The sequence below is a fragment of the Streptomyces fradiae genome (genome assembly GCF_041270065.1).
GTDB lineage: Bacteria > Actinomycetota > Actinomycetes > Streptomycetales > Streptomycetaceae > Streptomyces.
In genome coordinates this window covers 2,627,966-2,645,294 of the sequence record NZ_CP065958.1, presented here as the reverse complement: position 1 = coordinate 2,645,294, position 17,329 = coordinate 2,627,966, and the positions used below count along the sequence as shown (strand labels likewise).

At 73.7% G+C, this 17,329-nt stretch carries 18 protein-coding genes; 11 read left to right on the top strand and 7 right to left on the bottom strand.

Going from position 1 to position 17,329, the window contains the following annotated elements:
* Positions 1 to 35: 35 nt before the first annotated feature.
* From JAO84_RS11900 to JAO84_RS11890, 3 genes are read right to left on the bottom strand one after another with little or no spacing between them, the layout of a single operon-like run.
* A complete protein-coding gene (locus JAO84_RS11900; protein WP_370412839.1) occupies positions 36 to 353 on the bottom strand; it encodes a helix-turn-helix domain-containing protein in 318 nt (105 codons plus the stop codon).
* Entirely contained in the window at positions 350 to 712 is a 363-nt protein-coding gene (locus tag JAO84_RS11895) for a type II toxin-antitoxin system RelE/ParE family toxin (protein WP_370412838.1), read from the bottom strand. Before JAO84_RS11895 ends, JAO84_RS11900 begins: the two co-directional genes overlap by 4 nt.
* 33 nt (positions 713 to 745) lie before the next feature.
* Positions 746 to 1,177, bottom strand: a complete 432-nt coding sequence (locus JAO84_RS11890) for a hypothetical protein (protein ID WP_370412837.1) — start codon at positions 1,175 to 1,177, stop codon at positions 746 to 748.
* 95 nt (positions 1,178 to 1,272) lie between these two features.
* On the opposite strand from JAO84_RS11890, the gene JAO84_RS11885 reads away from it, so the two are divergent.
* Together JAO84_RS11885 and JAO84_RS11880 are read left to right on the top strand one after the other, a co-directional pair.
* The gene (locus JAO84_RS11885; protein ID WP_370412836.1) at positions 1,273 to 2,112 is read left to right on the top strand and encodes a Scr1 family TA system antitoxin-like transcriptional regulator; all 840 of its coding nucleotides are present in this window, start codon (positions 1,273 to 1,275) and stop codon (positions 2,110 to 2,112) included.
* On the top strand, positions 2,109 to 2,312 hold the full coding sequence (locus JAO84_RS11880) for a DUF397 domain-containing protein (RefSeq protein ID WP_370412835.1): 204 nt from the start codon (positions 2,109 to 2,111) through the stop codon (positions 2,310 to 2,312). The genes JAO84_RS11885 and JAO84_RS11880 overlap by 4 nt, the downstream gene beginning before the upstream one ends.
* 31 nt (positions 2,313 to 2,343) lie before the next feature.
* On the opposite strand, the gene JAO84_RS11875 is transcribed toward JAO84_RS11880, so the two are convergent.
* Both JAO84_RS11875 and JAO84_RS11870 read right to left on the bottom strand, forming a co-directional pair.
* Positions 2,344 to 2,568: a hypothetical protein gene (locus JAO84_RS11875; RefSeq protein ID WP_370412834.1), complete on the bottom strand. Its 225-nt coding sequence runs from the start codon at positions 2,566 to 2,568 to the stop codon at positions 2,344 to 2,346.
* Positions 2,569 to 2,705: 137 nt separating this feature from the next.
* Positions 2,706 to 3,776 (bottom strand): mechanosensitive ion channel family protein, encoded by a 1,071-nt coding sequence (locus JAO84_RS11870; protein ID WP_370416729.1) that lies wholly within the window; start codon positions 3,774 to 3,776, stop codon positions 2,706 to 2,708.
* Positions 3,777 to 4,044: 268 nt separating this feature from the next.
* Between JAO84_RS11870 and JAO84_RS11865 the strand changes: the two genes are divergently transcribed.
* Positions 4,045 to 4,611 carry an HNH endonuclease gene (locus JAO84_RS11865; protein WP_265862453.1) on the top strand — a complete coding sequence of 189 codons (567 nt, stop codon included), beginning with the start codon at positions 4,045 to 4,047 and terminating at the stop codon, positions 4,609 to 4,611.
* 33 nt (positions 4,612 to 4,644) lie between these two features.
* Here the strand turns inward: JAO84_RS11865 and JAO84_RS11860 are convergent, their stop codons facing one another.
* A complete protein-coding gene (locus JAO84_RS11860) occupies positions 4,645 to 7,755 on the bottom strand; it encodes a beta-N-acetylglucosaminidase domain-containing protein (protein WP_370412833.1) in 3,111 nt (1,036 codons plus the stop codon).
* A gap of 200 nt (positions 7,756 to 7,955) precedes the next feature.
* Here JAO84_RS11860 and JAO84_RS11855 point away from each other — a divergent pair, with 200 nt between their 5' ends.
* From JAO84_RS11855 to JAO84_RS11845, 3 genes are read left to right on the top strand one after another with little or no spacing between them, the layout of a single operon-like run.
* Positions 7,956 to 8,219, top strand: coding sequence for a hypothetical protein (locus tag JAO84_RS11855; protein ID WP_370416727.1), 264 nt, complete (start codon positions 7,956 to 7,958; stop codon positions 8,217 to 8,219).
* 1 nt (position 8,220) lies between these two features.
* Positions 8,221 to 10,437 carry a 4-alpha-glucanotransferase gene (gene malQ, locus JAO84_RS11850; RefSeq protein ID WP_370412832.1) on the top strand — a complete coding sequence of 739 codons (2,217 nt, stop codon included), beginning with the start codon at positions 8,221 to 8,223 and terminating at the stop codon, positions 10,435 to 10,437.
* Positions 10,438 to 10,457: 20 nt separating this feature from the next.
* Positions 10,458 to 10,688 (top strand): hypothetical protein, encoded by a 231-nt coding sequence (locus JAO84_RS11845; RefSeq protein ID WP_370412831.1) that lies wholly within the window; start codon positions 10,458 to 10,460, stop codon positions 10,686 to 10,688.
* A gap of 99 nt (positions 10,689 to 10,787) precedes the next feature.
* On the opposite strand, the gene JAO84_RS11840 is transcribed toward JAO84_RS11845, so the two are convergent.
* On the bottom strand, positions 10,788 to 11,285 hold the full coding sequence (locus JAO84_RS11840) for a MarR family winged helix-turn-helix transcriptional regulator (protein ID WP_370412830.1): 498 nt from the start codon (positions 11,283 to 11,285) through the stop codon (positions 10,788 to 10,790).
* A gap of 126 nt (positions 11,286 to 11,411) precedes the next feature.
* Between JAO84_RS11840 and JAO84_RS11835 the strand changes: the two genes are divergently transcribed.
* The 5 genes from JAO84_RS11835 (at position 11,412) to JAO84_RS11815 (ending at position 17,262) form a co-directional block, all read left to right on the top strand.
* Positions 11,412 to 12,371 carry an EamA family transporter gene (locus tag JAO84_RS11835; RefSeq protein ID WP_370412829.1) on the top strand — a complete coding sequence of 320 codons (960 nt, stop codon included), beginning with the start codon at positions 11,412 to 11,414 and terminating at the stop codon, positions 12,369 to 12,371.
* A 5-nt stretch (positions 12,372 to 12,376) separates the two neighbouring features.
* Entirely contained in the window at positions 12,377 to 13,360 is a 984-nt protein-coding gene (locus tag JAO84_RS11830; protein ID WP_370412828.1) for a DMT family transporter, read from the top strand.
* Positions 13,361 to 13,370: 10 nt separating this feature from the next.
* On the top strand, positions 13,371 to 14,300 hold the full coding sequence (locus tag JAO84_RS11825) for a LysR family transcriptional regulator (RefSeq protein ID WP_370412827.1): 930 nt from the start codon (positions 13,371 to 13,373) through the stop codon (positions 14,298 to 14,300).
* A 65-nt stretch (positions 14,301 to 14,365) separates the two neighbouring features.
* Entirely contained in the window at positions 14,366 to 15,511 is a 1,146-nt protein-coding gene (gene alc, locus JAO84_RS11820) for an allantoicase (protein WP_370412826.1), read from the top strand.
* Positions 15,512 to 15,558: 47 nt separating this feature from the next.
* Positions 15,559 to 17,262, top strand: coding sequence for an FG-GAP-like repeat-containing protein (locus JAO84_RS11815; RefSeq protein WP_370412824.1), 1,704 nt, complete (start codon positions 15,559 to 15,561; stop codon positions 17,260 to 17,262).
* The last annotated feature ends 67 nt before the right edge of the window (positions 17,263 to 17,329 follow it).

The window sequence follows — 17,329 nt, the reverse complement described above, 5'->3', positions numbered from 1 at the left end:
TGGGGGTGGGTGGTTCTGAGGCGGCTTCGGGGCGGTCAGGCGGCCGGGGGCTCGAACCTTATGGCCGGGCTCGGGCCAGGGGTGAGGCGCACCTCGGCGTGCAGGGCCTCGGCCAGGCGCTCGATCAGCTCCAGGGAGGGCTCGGTGCCCCCCTCCTCGATGCGCTCGATCTCGTCCGGCTCCATCCCCGCCAGCGCGGCGAGACGCTTCACGCTCAGGGCGCGCTCGATGCGGCAGTCGTACACGGCGAGGCCGAAGGCGAGACGCTTCCGGATGGCCGCACGCTCGGGATCGTCGCCAGGGGCCCGGTCGCGGAGCCAGCGCATGTGGGCGGTTGTGCTGTACCCGCTCATACCGTCCTCCTGTAGCTGTCCGCCGCCGTGCCGTGATCGCGTTCGCAGACTTTCCGGGCTCCTCGCGCCCTTTGTACCTCATCCTCTTCGTGCTGGCGCGTCTTGCGGAACACGGTCAGGAACACCACCCTCCCGGGGGCGAACCAGTACGTCACCCGCGCGGCCACCGCACCGTCCCTGATGCGTACCCGCAGCTCCCACACGCCGCCACCGAGGGGCTTCGCGAGCGACCCGGGCATGTCCGTGCCGCATGCGGCGAGCATTCCGGCGACCTCGTCCACGCGCTTGTAGTCGGACGCGCTCAGGGTGTCCAGCCATTCCCGTACCTCGGGTTCGATCTCGAATTCGTGCAGGCTCACGAGCTCCCCTCCTCCGGGCCGTCCTACCGGGCATCACCGGGGGGTGGGGAACTCTTTGATCGTCATCTTGGGCGGGTCGTGCGGGTGGTTGCGGATCTCCACCACGCAGTCCACCGCCGCCGATTCGTCGCGCTGCGGCCCCACTCCCATGTAGTGGTCGAACCACTGGACGAGCGCCGCGCAGGAGGGGCAGCCCGGGGACGGCTCGGGGCGGGGGCGGAGGCCGTGGTCGGCGGACAGCACGTAGGCCGTGCGCGGGACGGGGGTGGTGAGGACGCGGATGCGGGCCCACTCGTCCTCCGTGGGCGGCCGCAGGTCCGCCGGCGCCGCGGTCCACTCGATGCCGCCGCCCGGCGGGCGCAGGTAGAGGGTGCCGCCTTCGTGTGCGGTGACCTCGCCGAGGTGGGGCGTTCCGTTGCTGGTGTCGGCGACGAAGGAGCCGAGGGCGGGGGAGGGTTCGGGCATGACGGTGCCTCTCTGTAGCGAATCCACTACCAGGGGTCGTCAGCGTGGCGTAGGGTCGAGTCCCCCTTCAACTGGGCAGACTCGAAGGAAGAGTTGTGGTCAATCGCAAGGAATTACGCCCGGAGGACGGCCCGCGCGCGGCTTACGGTGCACATCTGCGCAGGCTGCGGGAGCGTCGGAGCTGGACGCAGGAGGACCTGGCGGGGCGGGTGAGCTACTCCAGCCAGCACATCTCTGCGGTGGAAACTGCTCGCAAACCGCCGACCCTCCCGTTCTCGCGGGAGCTCGATCAGGTCTTCGGCACAGTCGGAACGGCGGACTCGCTGGAACGCCTGTGGAGCGAGATGCGGTACGGCAACCTGTTGGAGGGCTTTTCGGAATACGTCGCCTACGAGGGCCGGGCGGTCGAGATCCGGTCGTTCCATCTCGGGATCATTCCGGGGCTGTTGCAGACGCCGGGGTACGCGCAAGCGCTCGCGAACAGCCACGTGCGGCGCGGCTCCCTCACACAGCAACAGGCGGACGAGCGCGTCGCGTTCCTCATGGAGCGGCAGGGGGCGCTGGTGAAGGACCGCCCGCCCATGCTGCTCGTGGTGATGGATGAGAGCTGCATCCGTCGCCCTGTTGGCGGTCCCGACGCCATGCGGGCGCAGTTGGAGCGGCTGGTCGAGTTCGCCGAGTTGCCGAACAGCGTGTTTCAGGTGGCACCGTACGACATGGGCGAGCGGCGCCCGTTCGACCTCCCGGTCAACCTGCTTACGCTGGCCGACCGTTCGATGATCGCGTACGCGGAGACCCATGCGCAGGGGCATGTCGAGCGGGAGCGCACAGCGGTGGTGTCCCTCTTGACGGCCTACCATCAACTCCAGGCGGAATGCCTCTCCCAGGCAGACTCCGTAGCCATGGTCGAGCAGGTACGAAAGGGCATGTCATGACGACCGAGTCCCCCCGTTGGTACAAGTCCTCCTACAGCAACAACGGCGAGTGCATCGAGGTCGCCATCAACCTCGCCGCCGCCCACCACACCGTCCCCGTCCGCGACTCCAAGAACACCGGCGGCCCCGTCCTCGGCCTCTCCGTCGCCGCCTTCTCCGCCTTCGTCGCGAGCGTCAAGGACGGCCGGCTCGGCCGCTGACCGGCCACGATGCCGCCTTCGCCTGCCCGGACTACTTGCCCAGCCTTCGCGCCGCTCGGCGGGCCTCCAGGCGTGCCACCGCCTCGGGGCTGCGGTTGTGCCAGAAGACGAGGGTGGCCAGCGCGAGGGTCGGGACGGTGAAGTAGACGGGGAAGGTCCAGCTTCCCGTGTTCACCTTGTGGTGCAGGGCCAGGGCGAAGGTGCCGAGGACCGGGATCGTGTAGACCCGCAGGGCGAGGGAGTATCTCGGAGACATGGGCGCAGATGCTACGGCTGCCCCTGGCCGAGGAGGCGGACGGGCCTGGTTACTTGAACGGACCTTGACCATGATCGGCGAAGGGGCGCCCCGCCGTCGTACGGCGGGGCGCCCCTTTCTCGTGTCGCGGCGGCGGGCTACTTGTTCAGGTCCGGCTTCGGCAATGGCGTCGCCGCCGCCGACTGCGGGGAGGCCGGGGAGGCGAAGGCCGAGGGGGCCGACATGCCGGCCGTGGGGTCGGCGGGCTTGGACTCGTCCGCCTGGGGCGGGATGCCGCCGACGATGCGGATGCCGGCGGCGTCGAGGGCGCGCTTGATGCGCCAGCGGAGTTCGCGTTCGACGCCGAGCTTCTTGCCGGGCATGGTCTTGGCGTTGACGCGGATGGTCATGGAGTCGAGCAGGACCTCGGTGAGGCCCAGGATCTCGACGGGGCCCCAGAGGCGCTCGTTCCAGGGCTCGTCCTTGGACATGGAGTCGGCGGCCTCGGTGATTACCGCGCTCACCCGGTCCAGGTCCTCGGTGGGGCGGACGGTGACGTCGACGGCGGCCGTGGCCCAGCCCTGGCTGAGGTTGCCGATGCGCTTGATCTCGCCGTTGCGGACGTACCAGATCTCGCCGTCGACGCCGCGCAGCTTGGTGACGCGCAGGCCCACCTCGACGACCTCGCCGGAGGCGACGCCCGCGTCGACGGAGTCGCCGACACCGTACTGGTCCTCCAGGATCATGAAGACGCCGGAGAGGAAGTCCGTCACCAGATTCCGCGCGCCGAAACCGATCGCGACACCCGCCACACCGGCGGACGCGAGCAGCGGCGCCAGGTCGATCTTGAAGGCGCCGAGGATCATCAGGCCGGCGGTGCCGAGGATCAGGAAGGAGGCCACGGAGCGGAGCACGGAGCCGATCGCCTCGGAGCGCTGGCGGCGGCGCTCGGCGTTGACGAGGAGGCCGCCGAGGGCGGTGCCCTCGACCGCCTGGGCCGAGCGGTTCATGCGGTCTATCAGCTTGGTCAGGGCCTTGCGGACCAGCATCCGCAGGGTGAAGGCGACGACCAGGATGAGGACGATCTTCAGGCCGGTGTTCAGCCAGGTGGACCAGTTCTGCTCCACCCACCCCGCGGCGTTCGTCGCCTTCTCCGCCGCCTCGTCCAGCGTCACCGGAACGTGCGTGGGATCGTCGGCGGCGGCGGTTCGCAGGGCGGACCAGGACAGGGGCGGCACGAGGGGACCTCCAGGCAGGCGTTCGCGAATCATCCACACTAGCGGGGGCAGGGGGGTGCCCCCGTTGACGTGTGCACACAGGTGCACCCGGAAAGACGGCCCACATGCGGGGATGACTCCCGTGCGGCGGCCGATGTGGTCGAGAACACCTCAGGACCATTACGTATACGTGGTGGCGCACCGGCCCGCTGTGAGGAGAGACTGAGAGCAGTTTCGTCCCGGCGCGAGCCACGCGCCGCCGGCGTCATAGGAGGCATCCGTGCCGCATGTCCTGGTCCTCAACGCGTCGTACGAGCCGCTCGGCGTCGTACCGCTCCGCCGCGCGCTCGTCCTCGTCCTGGAGAACAAGGCACTCTGCCTCGAGGAATCCGGCGCCTTCATGCACAGCGAGAGCCGTGTCGTCGCCGCGCCCAGTGTGGTGCGGCTGAAGCGGTTCGTGCGGGTCCCCTACCGGGGGCCCGTTCCCTTGACCCGCAGAGCCCTGTTCGCCCGCGACGGCGGACGCTGCGTGTACTGCGGTGGCGTCGCAACCAGCGTCGACCACGTCGTTCCGCGCAGCCGCGGGGGGACGCACGCCTGGGACAACGTCGTGGCGGCCTGCCGCCGCTGCAACCACGTCAAGGCCGACCGGCACCTGCGTGAGCTGGGCTGGCGGCTGCACCATCAACCCGCGCCGCCGACCGGTCTGGCCTGGCGGATCATCGGTACCGGCCATCGCGACCCACGCTGGCTGCCGTACCTCCAGCCGTACGGCGCCGACGACGTCCTGGCCCGGATCGACTCCGTCGCCACCGCCTCCCCGCAGGAGGCCGTGACGACGGGTTGAGCCGGGCCTTTCGCGTACGAGAGACACCCAGATCTACGGGGAGTCGGGCGGCGTACCGTCCGACTCCGGCTCCTCCGTGTCCGGGCCCGTCGGCGCGCCCGCAGGCGCCACCGCGTACGTCTCCACCGACCACAGCGAGTAGCCGTACTCCGTCGCCCGCGCGTCGCCCTGCACCCGCAGGAACCGCGTGTCGGCGGCGTCCATGCGCACCGACTCCCGCCCGCCCCGGCCGTCCCGTACGGTCGCGGCGGTACGCCACACCCGCCCGTCGGCGGAGACCTGGACGCGGTAGCGGGCGGCATAGGCGTCCTGCCAGTGCAGCACCACCTGCCCTATCCGGGCCGGCTCGGCCAGCTCCACCTGCCACCAGGCGCCGTCCTCGGCCGGCGAGGACCAGCGGGTCGCCGGATCGCCGTCGGCGGCGAGCGCGGCCGGGAAGTCGGGCGTCTCGTCGCCGGAGGACGAGGCCGTGCCCGTACGGACCAGGTCGGGGCCCTCGGTACGCGGGAAGGCGCGCACCGTGAGGACCTGCCGCTCGCCCGCGAAGGAGACGGGGACGGTGTACGAGCCGGAGGGCACGCCGGGCGCCACCGACACCTCCAGGGGCACGGTGGCCGTCGTGCCCCGCGGCACGACCGTCTCGTCCCTGGGCAGGCGCACGGTGATGCCCTTGGGAGCCTCGGCGGTCAGCGGACCGCGCACCTCGGCGGCCCGCCGCCCCTCCAGGGTGACGTCCACCCGCTGCGCGGGGCCGCCGATCTCGGCGTCGGCTTCGGTACGGGACAGGGCGAGCCCGGCCCGCGGCTCGTCGGCGAACCACGGCACGAGCGAGCGCACCCGCGGCGGCGCGCCGGCGCCGCCGGTCCACACGATCCGCAGCGCCTCGGCCCGCAGCCCCTTCAGGTCGGCCTGGGTCCAGCCGGACGCGGCGAGCGGCCCGATCCGCCGCCAGCCCTCGCCCGGCACGTACGCCTCCAGGAAGCCCGTCCCCCGACCGCCCCCGGCGGGGTCGACCGGGTCGGTCATCACGGTCAGGGTCTCCACCGGCCGCGTACGGTCCAGCCGGACGGTGTACGTGTCGCCGTCGCCGGAGGCCGCGCCCCCGGCCGCCCCGCGGTCCTGCTTCGGCTCACCGGTGCGCGACGGCGCCCGGTCGGCGCCGGTCCAGGCTGCCGACTCGGCGGCGGCCCGGTCGAGGAAGGCGTCCAGGACGCCCTTGCCGACCGTCACCCGCCCGGCGCCACCCGCAGCACGCAGGGCGGCCCGCTTCCGCTCAAGATCCAGCTGGGCCCGCCAGGCCCCTGCGCCGTCGCCGCGCGCCTGGGCGAGCAGCATGTCGACGGCGGTCTCGCCGGCCGCGCCGTACCGGGAGAGGCGTTCGAGCCACGGCCCGGCCTCGGCGCCCAGGCTGCCGTCGGCGGTGCCCTGCAGGCGCGCGGGCGCCTCGCGCATCACCGTGAACGCGGCGCGCAGCTCGCGCCCCGCCTTCTCCCGTACCGCCGGGTCGTGCTGCGCGCGGGCGGTCCAGAAGGCGGCGGCGAGCGGCTTCAGATAGGCGGACTCGGCGTCCGGGGCGAGGAGCGAGGAGGCGCCGTTCCCGGCGAGCGCGCGCAGCGCCTCGCGGGCGGCCGGATCGGGGCCCGCCAGCTCGTCGACGGCGGCCTGCCAGGACTCCTGCGGCCGGTAGCCCTTGGGGTTCCAGGCGAAGTCGGCGGCGGTGAACAGCGGCACCCGGGAGGCGGCGGCCTGCTCCATCGCGTTGGCGAGGAAGGCGGCGGACCCGGCGGCGACGGCCGGCTCGCGGCCGGTCGCCGGGCCGAGGAAGAGCCGGTCCTGCGCGTAGTCGTTGACCGGGTAGTTGTCCATGGTGACCAGCGGGTGGCGCAGCGCGTCCCGGGCCCCGGCCAGCTCCCGGCCCGTGATGGTGCGCGGTACGGCGCCGACGCCGGTCCAGGCCACCTCCACGCGCCGGTCGAGGGCGCCGGCGAGCGCGCTCCGGTAGTCGGTGGCGCCGTCCTGGTAGTACTCGGTCGGCATCAGCGACAGCGGGGCCGCGCCCGGGTGGCGCCGGGCCAGGTGGGCGGCGACGGCGTTCGCCACGCGCGCGTGCGCCCGGGCGGCGGCCTCGGGGCCGCTGCCGAAGGCGTCGGCGTCCGCGTCGCAGCTCCACTCGCTGTAGCTGACGTCCTGGAACTGCAGCTGGAAGGCCCGCGCCCCCAGCGCCCACATGGCGTCGAGCTTCCTGGTGAGCGCGGCGACGTCCGCGTCCGATGACAGACACATGGCCTGGGCAGGGGCGACGGCCCAGGCGAGGGTGACGTGGTTGGCGGTGGCGCGGGCGGCGAGCTCGCGGAAGGCGGCCCGCTCGGCGGCCGGGTAGGGCTCGCGCCACAGCGCGCGGCGGTAGGGGTCGTCGCCAGGGGCGTACAGATAGCGGTTCTGCTTGGTGCGGCCCATGAAGTCGATCTGGGCGAGCCGTTCGGCGGGCGTCCACGGCTCCCCGTAGAAGCCCTCGGTGAGGCCGCGGACGGCGGTGCCGGGCCAGTCGCGCACCACGACGCCGGGGACGACCGCGCCCTTGGGACCGGCTCCGGAGCCGTCTGCGGAGCCGATGAGCTGACGGAGGGTCTGTACGGCGTGGAAGAGGCCGTCCTCGCCGGCGCCGTCCACGACGACGGTGTCACGGCCGGCCAGCCGGCCGGTGGCGAGCCGGTAGCCGCCGTCCGGCAGATCGCCCCGCTCGGGCACCCTCAGGGCGCGCAGCGCCGCGTCCGTCTCCACGCTGTCGCCGAACCGGATCACCGGCCCGCGGCCGGGCAGCGTCTCGTGCACGGTGCGCACCCCGGCGGCCCGCAGCAGCCCGCGCAGGGCCCCGGCGGCGTACGGATCGGCCTCGGGCGCGACGAGCAGCGTCACCTCGCTGCCGAGCGGCACGGCCGCACCGGCCGGGGCGATCGACTGGGGCCGCGGCCAGACCGGGGGCACGGCCGCGGACTGCCGGTCGGGGGAGGTCACCGGGGAGCCGGGGGAGCCCGGAGAGCCGGGGGCGGCGTGGGCGACACCGGGCAGGGCGCCGCCGAGGAGTCCGCCGATGACCGCCGCGGCGACGGCGGTGGCCGTCCGCTTCCTGCGTCCGAGGGACACCCGGGGCTCCTCTCCGCCCGAAGATCACGATCGTGGATCGCGCCCGATGGTCACGATTGGATGACGAGCCCACCACCCGGGCCGACGGAGTGTCAATGCGGCAGGGCGAACTGTCCGCATTGCCCGGTGCGGTTTCGGCGAGGTGGCACGCTTTCGCCACATCCCGCCGGTAAAACGGGAATCGCTGGGTAGGGCTCCCTCTGCTGTCTTACCTGTCGAGACGAACACCGGGAGATCCCGTGACCGCGCCCGCGACCGACCACGCCTGCAAACGGATAGCGATCCCGAGGCAGAGCGCGCCGTTCAGCAGTGCGTCGCCCAGCAGCGAACCGCTCACCAGCGAACCGCCGCTCGCCGACGCCGCGCCGCTCACCAGCGAACCGCCCCTGATCGAGGCCGCCCCCCTGACCAGCGAACCCACCGCCCGCGCCACCGCGGGCGGTTCGGAGTCCCCCGGAGTGTGACGTGACCCTGGCCCGCCTCGCCGACCTGCACGGCGTCGCCACCTCGTACGCCCCCTCCGAGGGCGTCACGGTCCCCGTGTCCGAGGCCACCGTGGTGGCGGTGCTGCGCGCCCTCGGGGTGGACGCCTCGGGCCCGGAGGCGCTCGCCGCGGCGCTTGAGGCGGCCGAACGCACCGCCCGGGAACGGCTGCTGCCGCCCACCGTGGTCCGCTGGCAGGACGACGAGGGCGAAGCGGGGGAGGCGACAGAGGCGGGCGCTCGGCGCGGGCTCCGGCCGCCCCGCGGACTGCCACCCGGCACCCGGCTCACCGTCACCACCGAGGCCGGCCGGACCGTCACGGGCGCCGACTGGCGCGCCCTGCCCACCGGGGTGCACCGGCTGGTCGCCGAGGCCCCGGACGGGCGCCGTACGGCGAGCACCCTGATCGTGGCCCCCGCGCGCGTGCCCGCGCCGGTGGAGCAGGCCGGGGGTCGGGCCGGGGGACGGGCCTTCGGGCTGCTCGTCCAGCTCTACTCCCTCCTCTCCGCCCGTTCCTGGGGCATGGGCGACCTCGGTGACCTGCGGGAGCTCGCCGACTGGGCGGGCCGCACCCACGGTGCCGGCTTCGTGCAGGTCAACCCGCTGCACGCGGCGGTCCCCGGGGCGCCGTCCGACCCCTCCCCGTACCGCCCGTCCTCCCGCCGCTTCCCCGATCCGGTGCATCTGCGGATCGAGGACATCCCGGAGTACGCGTACGTGGACCCGGCCCGCCGCGACGAGCTCGACCGGATCCTCGCCGACGCCGCCGAGCTGCGCGAGAGGGTGCTCGGCAAGGGCGCGCTGATCGACCGGGACGCCGTGTGGGAGGTCAAGCGGCGCGCCCTGGAGCTGGTGCACACCGTCGAGCTGGGACCCGGCCGCCGGGCCGACTACCGCGACTTCCTGGCCGGCCGCGGCCGGGCCCTGGAGGACCACGCCACCTACCAGGCGCTCGCCGAGCGGCACGGCCACCACTGGCGCCGCTGGCCGGAAGAGCTGCGCGACCCGGAGGGGGCCGCGGCGGCGGTCCGGGCGGACGCCGACCTGGCCGCCCGGGTCGACTTCCACTGCCGGCTCGCCTGGCTGACGGACCGGCAGCTCGCCGACGCGGCGGACACCGCACGGCGGGCCGGGATGCCGGTCGGGATCGTCCACGACCTGGCCGTCGGCGTGCACCCGGACGGCTCCGACGCCTGGGCGCAGCAGCGGGTCTTCGCCGCAGGGATGTCGGTCGGCGCGCCGCCCGACGCATTCAACTCCCGGGGCCAGGACTGGGGCCTGCCGCCCTGGCGCCCGGACGCGCTCGCCGCCGCGGGCTACGCCCCGTACCGAGGTCTTCTCCGCGAACTCCTCCGGCACGCGGGCGCGCTGCGGATCGACCACGTCATGGGGCTGTTCCGGCTGTGGTGGGTGCCGGAGGGCGGCGAGCCGACCGAGGGCACGTACGTCCGTTACGACTCCGAGGCCATGCTCGCCGTCCTGGTCCTGGAGGCCCACCGGGCGGGCGCCTCGGTGGTCGGCGAGGACCTGGGCACGGTCGAGCCGGGGGTGCGCGAGGCGCTGGCCCGGCGCGGGGTGCTCGGCACCTCGGTGCTGTGGTTCGAGCGGGACTGGGCGGGCGGCGGGCGGCCGCTGGCGCCGGGGGAGTGGCGGGCCGACTGCGTGGCCACCGCCACCACCCACGACCTGCCGTCCACCGCCGCGCGCCTGTCCGGCTCCCATGTGACGCTCCGCCACCGGCTCGGGCTGCTGAGCGGCTCCGCGGACGGGGACGGGGGTCTGGCGCGCGAGCGGGCCCGGGACGCGGCGGAGACCTCGGAGTGGCTGGGGCTGCTGCAGCGGCTCGGATTCCTGCCGGAGGGGCCGGGCGACGAGGCGGCCGAGGTCCGGGCCTTCCACCGCTTCCTGGCGGCCACCCCGGCGCGCCTGGTCGGGGTGTGGCTGCCGGACGCGGTGGGGGACCGGCGGCCGCAGAACCTGCCGGGCACCTGGGACCAGTACCCCAACTGGCGGCTGCCGGTGGCGGGGCCCGACGGGCAGCCGATGTCCCTGGAGGAGCTCGCCGCCTCGCCCCGGGCGCACGATCTGCTGAGGGGGGTCTCGGAGGCGGTCTCGGATGCGGACGCGGACGCGGTCGCGGAGGCGCGCGGAGGGGGCGTGCGTGCCCGTACGGCACCCCCGGGCGCGCGGTCCGTTTAGGTGTTCGCTACTTTTGCACCGTGGACAAGAAGAACGCCCTGCGCGCCGGCGCCGTCGCGGCCGGTACGACGCTGATGATGCTGCTCATGTCGTCCCCCGCGCTCGCGAACACCCGCGACGACGGTGACGACCCGGCCCCCAAGCTGGAGGTCATCGAGACCATCGGTCTGTACGTGGCCGCGCCGATCGCACTGTTCCTGATCATCGCCGGCCTGGTGATGGTCCTCGACAAGTCCCGGAAGCAGGCCTAGGCCTCACTCGTACGTTCACGAGGGCGCCGCGCGGTACAACGGGTACCGCGCGGCGCCCTCGTGCGTCCTCAGGACCCCTGCCGGGGTGCTACTGCGTCCTCACGCGGTGGTGGCGAGCAGCTTCCGCAGCAGCCCGGCCAGTTGCTCCGCCTCCTCGGTGCTGAGCGCGGCCTCCAGGGCGGCCCGCTGCTGGGCGAGGCCCGCGCCGACGGCCTGGTCGACGAGCTCCCGGCCCTCGTCGGTGAGGGTGACCCGCAGCCCGCGCCGGTCGTTCGGGTCGGGGCTGCGGGTGATGAACCCGGCCCGCTCCAGCTTGTCGAGGCGGCCGGTCATCCCACCCGTCGTGATCATGAGCGTGGCGGTCAGCTCGCGCGGTGAGAGCGTGTACGGCTCACCGGAGCGGCGCAGCGTCGCGAGCACGTCGAACTCGCCGAGCCCCATGCCCCCGTACGGCTTGTACGCCTGGTCCACCTTTCCGCGCATGGCGCCGGCGAGCCGGTAGATCCGGCCGAAGACGGCCATCGGCAGCGTCTCCAGGTCCGGGCGGACGGCCGCCCACTGGTCGGTGATGGCGTCGACGGCGTCGTGATTCTCCATGCCCGCAGTCTCCCTCTCTCCTGAGCTGCTTGCAACTAAGTCACTTACCGAAAAGCCACTTGCGCATAAGTAGCTTAGTGCTAAGTTAATTACCGCTGAGCAAGTCGCCGCAGAGGGGGAACCGTCATGTCCCGCAAGGCCGCCACCGTCGCCCTGACCGCCCTGGCCCCGATCTCCTGGGGCTCGACCTACTTCGTCACCACGGAGTTCCTGCCGCCCGACCGGCCGCTCTTCACCGGACTCATGCGGGCGCTGCCCGCCGGACTGCTGCTCCTCGCCCTCACCCGCAAGCTCCCGCAGGGCGCCTGGTGGTGGAAGTCCGCGGTCCTCGGCGCCCTCAACATCGGCGCCTTCTTCCCGCTCCTCTTCCTCGCCGCCTACCGCCTGCCCGGCGGCGTCGCCGCCGTCGTCGGCTCGGTCGGACCGCTGTTCGTCGTGGCCCTCGCCGCCCTGCTCCTCGGTGACCGGCCCACCGTGCGGGGGCTGCTCACCGCCATCGCCGCCGCCTTCGGTGTCAGCCTCGTGGTCCTGAAGGCGGGAGCCGCCTTCGACACCGTCGGCGTGGTCGCCGGACTGCTCTCCTCCCTGTCGATGTCCGCCGGCACCGTCCTCACCAAGCGCTGGGGCCGCCCCGAGGGCGTCGGCGCCCTCGCCCTGACCGGCTGGCAGCTCGCCTCGGGCGGCCTCGTCCTGCTGCCCGTCGCCCTGCTGATCGAGGGCGCCCCGCCGGCCCTCACCGGCACCAACCTGGCCGGCTACGCCTATCTCGCCTTCGGCAACACCGCGATCTCCTACTTCCTCTGGTTCCGCGGCATCGAGCGGCTCAGCGCCTCCTCGGTCACCCTGCTCGGCCCGCTCTCGCCGATCACCGCCGCCGTCATCGGCTGGGCCGCCCTCGGCCAGGCCCTCGGTCCGGTCCAGGTGCTCGGCATGGTCATCGCCTTCGGCGCCACGCTGGCGGGCCAGCTCTCGCCCCGGCCCCGCGCCGTGAAGGAGCCCGCGGAGGCGCCCAAATCGTTCAGCTCTTCTGAAAAGAACGGTCAGGAAGTTTCGATGGACCTGGAGGTTTCTGCGGTGCGACGGTAGCGTCCATGAGCCTGATCGCCGCCGAGAAAACCGCCACTGGCAAGAACGCCACTGACAAGAACGCCGCTGAGAACGAGACCGCCACCGAGAGGCCGGCCCCCGCGAGCAACCACCGGGGCGCCGGCCTCGGCGTGCTCCTCGCCCTGCTCGCCACCGTCGTCTGGTCCGGCAGCTTCGTCGCCACCCGCGACATGGCCGACTCGATCCCGCCCGTCCAGGCCGTGTTCTGGCGCTGGATCATCGCGCTGCTCGCCGTCGCCCCCTTCGCCGCCCGCCCGCTGTGGCGGCAGCGGGCCCTGATCCGGCGGCACCTCGGCTTCGTCGCGCTCGCCTCGCTCTTCGGCGTCGCCCTCTACAACACCCTGGTCCACCAGGCCGGACTGACCACCTCCGCCGGCAACATGGGCATGATCATGGCCGCCTCGCCGGTGATCATGGCGGGCTACGCGCGGCTCGGCGGCGAACGGCTCGGCGCCCGGCGCCTCCTCGGCCTGCTGACCGCCGTCCTCGGCGTGCTGCTGCTCGTCGGCAAGGGCTCACCGACCTCGGACTTCACCCCCGGCGACCTCTGGATGTTCGCCGCGGCCCTGTCCTTCGCCACGTACAGCGCACTGCTCAAGCGCAAGCCCGCCGAGCTCGACGGACTCGCCTTCCTGCTCACCACCTTCGTGCTCGGCGCACTGATGCTCGCCCCCGCCTACGCGATCTCCCTCACCGTCCAGGGCGGCTTCCCGGTCACCGCCGGCACCGTCGGACCCCTGCTCTACGTCGGCGTGTTCTCCTCCGCCGTCGCCTTCTTCGCCTGGAACCGCGCCATCGCCCTGATCGGCGCCGCCCGCGCCGGCGTCGTCTACTACCTCCAGCCGGTCTGCGTCGCCCTGCTCTCCGCCCTCCTCCTCGGCGAACGGCTCGGGCTCGCCGGCGCCGGGTGCATGGTGCTCATCCTCGGCGGAGTGGCCCTGAGTTCGGCCCGGCAGCGGGGCCGGTAGGTTGCGGCCCATGACCGAGTGGGACATCAAGAAGCTCCAGATCCTCCGCACCCTGCGCGACCGCGGCACCGTCACCGCCACCGCGGAGGCCCTCCTGATGACCCCCTCCGCCGTCTCCCAGCAGCTCACCAACCTCTCCAAGCAGCTCGGCGTACGGCTCCTGGAGGCCCAGGGCCGGCGGGTCCGGCTCACCGACGCCGCCCATCTGGTGCTGCGGCACGCCGAGGCCGTCTTCGCCCAGCTGGAGCGGGCCGAGGCCGATCTCGACGCCTATCTCAGCGGCGAGGCCGGCCGGATCCGGGTCGCCGCCTTCTCCACCGCCGTCTCCGCCCTCGTCGTCCCCGCCGTACAGGCGCTGCGCCCCGCCCACCCCGGGCTCGACGTCCGGGTCCGCGAGGCCGAGGCGGCGGAGGCGTACGAACTGCTCACCGCCGGCCAGGTCGACCTGGCGCTCTCCCTCGCCGCCCACGCGCCCACCGCCCGCGACCCCAAGTTCAGCCGGGTGCCACTGCTCGCCGACCCGCTCGACGTCGCCCTGCCCGCCGGGCACCCGCTCGCCGACGCGGCCGGACTGCGGCTCGCCGACCTGTCCGCCGAGCCGTGGATCTTCGGCGGCTCCGGGCCCTGGTCCGAGATCACCACCGCCGCCTGTGAGGCCGCCGGCTTCGTGCCCGAACAGGCGCACAGCGCGGCCGGCTGGACCGCGATCCTCGCCCTGGTCGAGGCCGGGATGGGCGTCGCCCTGGTGCCCCGGATGGCCGCCGCCGAACGCCGTACCGGCGCCGGGGTCGTCATGCGGGTGCTCTCCGCCGACCAGCCGCGCCGCCATGTCGTCGCGGCCGTCCGGCGCGGCTCGGAGGAACGCCCCGCCGTCGCCCGGGTCCTCGCGGCCCTGCGCCAGGCCGCCGTCCAGCGCGAGACCGCCCAGACCGTTCAGTAGCACTACAAAGACCTGTCGAAAACATTCGATGGACCTGAGTCATGCTCCGGCGGCACAGTCGAAGCATGAGCCTCGACGCGAACGACCCGATCCAGGACCAGGACCCGCACGCCAACGACGCCGCGCCGTACGCCGGCGGCGACCCGTACGCCGACTACCGCACCGGTGACTTCCCCTTCACCGAGCTCGTCGACCTCGCCGACCGGCGCCTCGGCGCCGGTGTCGTGGCCGCCAACGACGAGTTCTTCGCCGAGCGGGAGAACCTGCTCGTCCGCGAGCGGGCCGTGTTCGACCCCGAGCACTTCGGCCACAAGGGCAAGATCATGGACGGCTGGGAGACCCGGCGCCGCCGCGGCGCCGACGCCGACCACCCGTTCCCGGCGCCCGAGGACCACGACTGGGCGATCGTCCGCCTCGGCGCCCCCGGCGTCATCCGCGGCATCATCGTCGACACCGCCCACTTCCGCGGCAACTACCCGCAGAAGGTGAGCATCCAGGCCGCCGCCGTCGAGGGAACCCCCAGCCCGGAGGAGCTTCTGGAGGCCAAGTGGGAGGAGCTCGTGCCGCCCACCCCGGTGCGCGGCCACGCCGCCAACGGCTTCGCGATCACCGCCGAGCGCCGCTACACCCACCTGCGCCTGTGCCAGCACCCCGACGGCGGCATCGCCCGCCTCCGCGTGCACGGCGAGGTGGTCCCGGACCCCGAGTGGCTGGACGTCCTCGGCACCCTCGACCTGATCTCGGTGCTCAACGGCGGCTCCTACGAGGACGCCTCCGACAAGTTCTACTCCTCGCCCACCCAGATCATCCTGCCCGGCACCTCGCGCAAGATGGACGACGGCTGGGAGAACCGCCGCCGCCGGGTCCGCGGCACCAACGACTGGGTGCGCTTCCGGCTCGCCGCCCAGGGCGCCGTCCGCGCCGTCGAGATCGACACCGCCTACCTCAAGGGCAACTCGGCGGGCTGGATCTCCCTCCAGGGCCGCAACGGCGGTCCCGAAGACGGCGCAGAGTGGTTCGAGATCATCCCGCGCACCCGCCTCCAGCCCGACACCCTGCACCGCTTCACGCTCGCCGCCCGGGCCGTGGTCACCCATGTGCGCCTGGACGCCTTCCCGGACGGCGGCGTCGCCCGGATGCGTCTGCACGGCAGCCTCACCGAGGACGGCGCCGCCGAACTGCGCGCGCGGTACGCCCGCCTGACCGACTGACGAGCTCCCCGTCGACGCACGGAAAACGATCACTACGCTCTGCGGACATGAGAATCCTCCACAGAGCCGTCACCGTGCTCGCGCTGCTGGCCGCCGCGGTCCTGCCGACCGCGGCGCAGGCCGCCGCCGACACGGTGGACCCCGGCACCGCGCCGTCGGTGCGCACCCTCTCGTACAACGTCTGCGGCGGCTACACCTGCCAGAGCGCGCTCGACCTGCCCACCTGGACCGCCAAGGTCAAGGACCAGACGCTCGCCTGGGACACCGACGCGCTGTTCCTCCAGGAGCTGTGCTTCGGCCAGTGGGCCGCGCTGCGCGACGCCCTGCCCGGCTACACCGGCGTGTGGACCTCGACCGTCAACGACGTCTCCGGCTGCGGCAAGTGGTCCACCGACAAGCGCTTCGGCCTCGGCGTCTTCGTCAAGGCGCCGGCCGTCGACCGCTACGCCGCCAACCTCACCGTCCCGGCGGGCGAGGAGGGCCGGGCGGTGCTGTGCGCCCGCGGACCGATCGACGGGCGCACCACGCTCCTCTGCAACACCCACCTCGCCCAGTACATCCAGCCCGACAACGGCTCCTCCCAGGTCATGGCCAAGGTCGACACCTGGGCCGCCGGGCTCCCCGTCATCCTCGGCGGCGACCTCAACGCGGGCCCCGACTACCCGGCCCTGGACCCGATACGGGCCGGGCTGCCCGGCACCGGGCCGTTCGCCGAGGCCGACGAGAACGACCAGGAGTGGTTCACCCAGGCCTGCCGCGACGCCGGCGCCACCGAGTGCCGCTCCGGCGAGCCCACCACGTACACCGGCAAGAAGTTCGACCACGTCTTCCTCAGCGCCCGTGACTTCCACACGGTCCGCGCCGACGCCCTCGAACCCGAACCGGCGCCCGCCGCCCCGCTCTCCGACCACCTGCTCCTGCGCGCCGCCGCCTACCCCGAGCCCCGGCCCGGCAGCGGCACCGACGGCGACCTCACCGGCGACGCCCGGCCCGACTTCGTCGCCGTGAAGGACGACGGCAATCTGCGCCTCTACTCCGGCACCGGCGGCGGCACCCTCGCCGGCATGCGCCAGATCGGCACCGGCGGCTGGGCCGGCGCCGCCGTCAGCCACCGCGGCGACTGGACCGGAGACGGCCGCGAGGATCTGCTCGCCCGGATCGGCGACACCCTCTGGGTCTACCCGAACGCCGGCAGCGGCGAGCTCGGCACCCGCGTCGCCATGGGCGGCCGCCCCACCGGCTGGAGCGACGCCACCCCGCTCGCCGCCGGCGACGTGGACGGCGACGGCCTCCCCGACGTCCTCGCCCGCAGCGCGACCGGCCTCTGGCTGCACCGCGGCGGCGCCGCCGTCGACGGCAAGCCGACCTTCGCCGCCAAGGCCGCGCTGAACATCGGCGGCCCCGAGTGGGCCGGCCACGACGTGATCCTGCCCGGCGACGTCACCGGCGACGGCAGGGCCGACGTGTGGGGCCGCGACCGGGCCACCGGCGCGATCAAGCAGTACGCGAGCCAGGGAGCGACCGCGCTCGCCGCCCCTGTCGCCCTGACCGGCGGCCCCTGGACCGTCGCCGACCGGCGCCTCGCCGTCTCGGCCGGCGACGTGACCGGCGACGGCCTGCCGGACCTGTGGACCACCCGTACCGCGGGCACCGCCGAGAACCTGGAGTTCCTCCCGGGCACGGCGACCGGCCTCGGCACCCCGACGACGATCGGCACCGGCGGCTGGCAGTGGCTCACGAACCTCGGCTGAGCCGCTGAAACGGGAAGGGCCCCGGACCGACACCGGTCCGGGGCCCTTCACCGAGGAGGAGCTACGG

Coding starts and splice junctions, on each gene's coding strand:
- JAO84_RS11900 (WP_370412839.1), bottom strand. CDS start 353: ATGAGCGGGTACAGCACAACCGCCCACATGCGCTGGCTCCGCGACCGG.
- JAO84_RS11890 (WP_370412837.1), bottom strand. CDS start 1,177: ATGCCCGAACCCTCCCCCGCCCTCGGCTCCTTCGTCGCCGACACCAGC.
- JAO84_RS11880 (WP_370412835.1), top strand. CDS start 2,109: ATGACGACCGAGTCCCCCCGTTGGTACAAGTCCTCCTACAGCAACAAC.
- JAO84_RS11875 (WP_370412834.1), bottom strand. CDS start 2,568: ATGTCTCCGAGATACTCCCTCGCCCTGCGGGTCTACACGATCCCGGTC.
- JAO84_RS11840 (WP_370412830.1), bottom strand. CDS start 11,285: ATGGAGAATCACGACGCCGTCGACGCCATCACCGACCAGTGGGCGGCC.
- JAO84_RS11835 (WP_370412829.1), top strand. CDS start 11,412: ATGTCCCGCAAGGCCGCCACCGTCGCCCTGACCGCCCTGGCCCCGATC.
- JAO84_RS11830 (WP_370412828.1), top strand. CDS start 12,377: ATGAGCCTGATCGCCGCCGAGAAAACCGCCACTGGCAAGAACGCCACT.
- JAO84_RS11825 (WP_370412827.1), top strand. CDS start 13,371: ATGACCGAGTGGGACATCAAGAAGCTCCAGATCCTCCGCACCCTGCGC.
- alc (WP_370412826.1), top strand. CDS start 14,366: ATGAGCCTCGACGCGAACGACCCGATCCAGGACCAGGACCCGCACGCC.
- JAO84_RS11815 (WP_370412824.1), top strand. CDS start 15,559: ATGAGAATCCTCCACAGAGCCGTCACCGTGCTCGCGCTGCTGGCCGCC.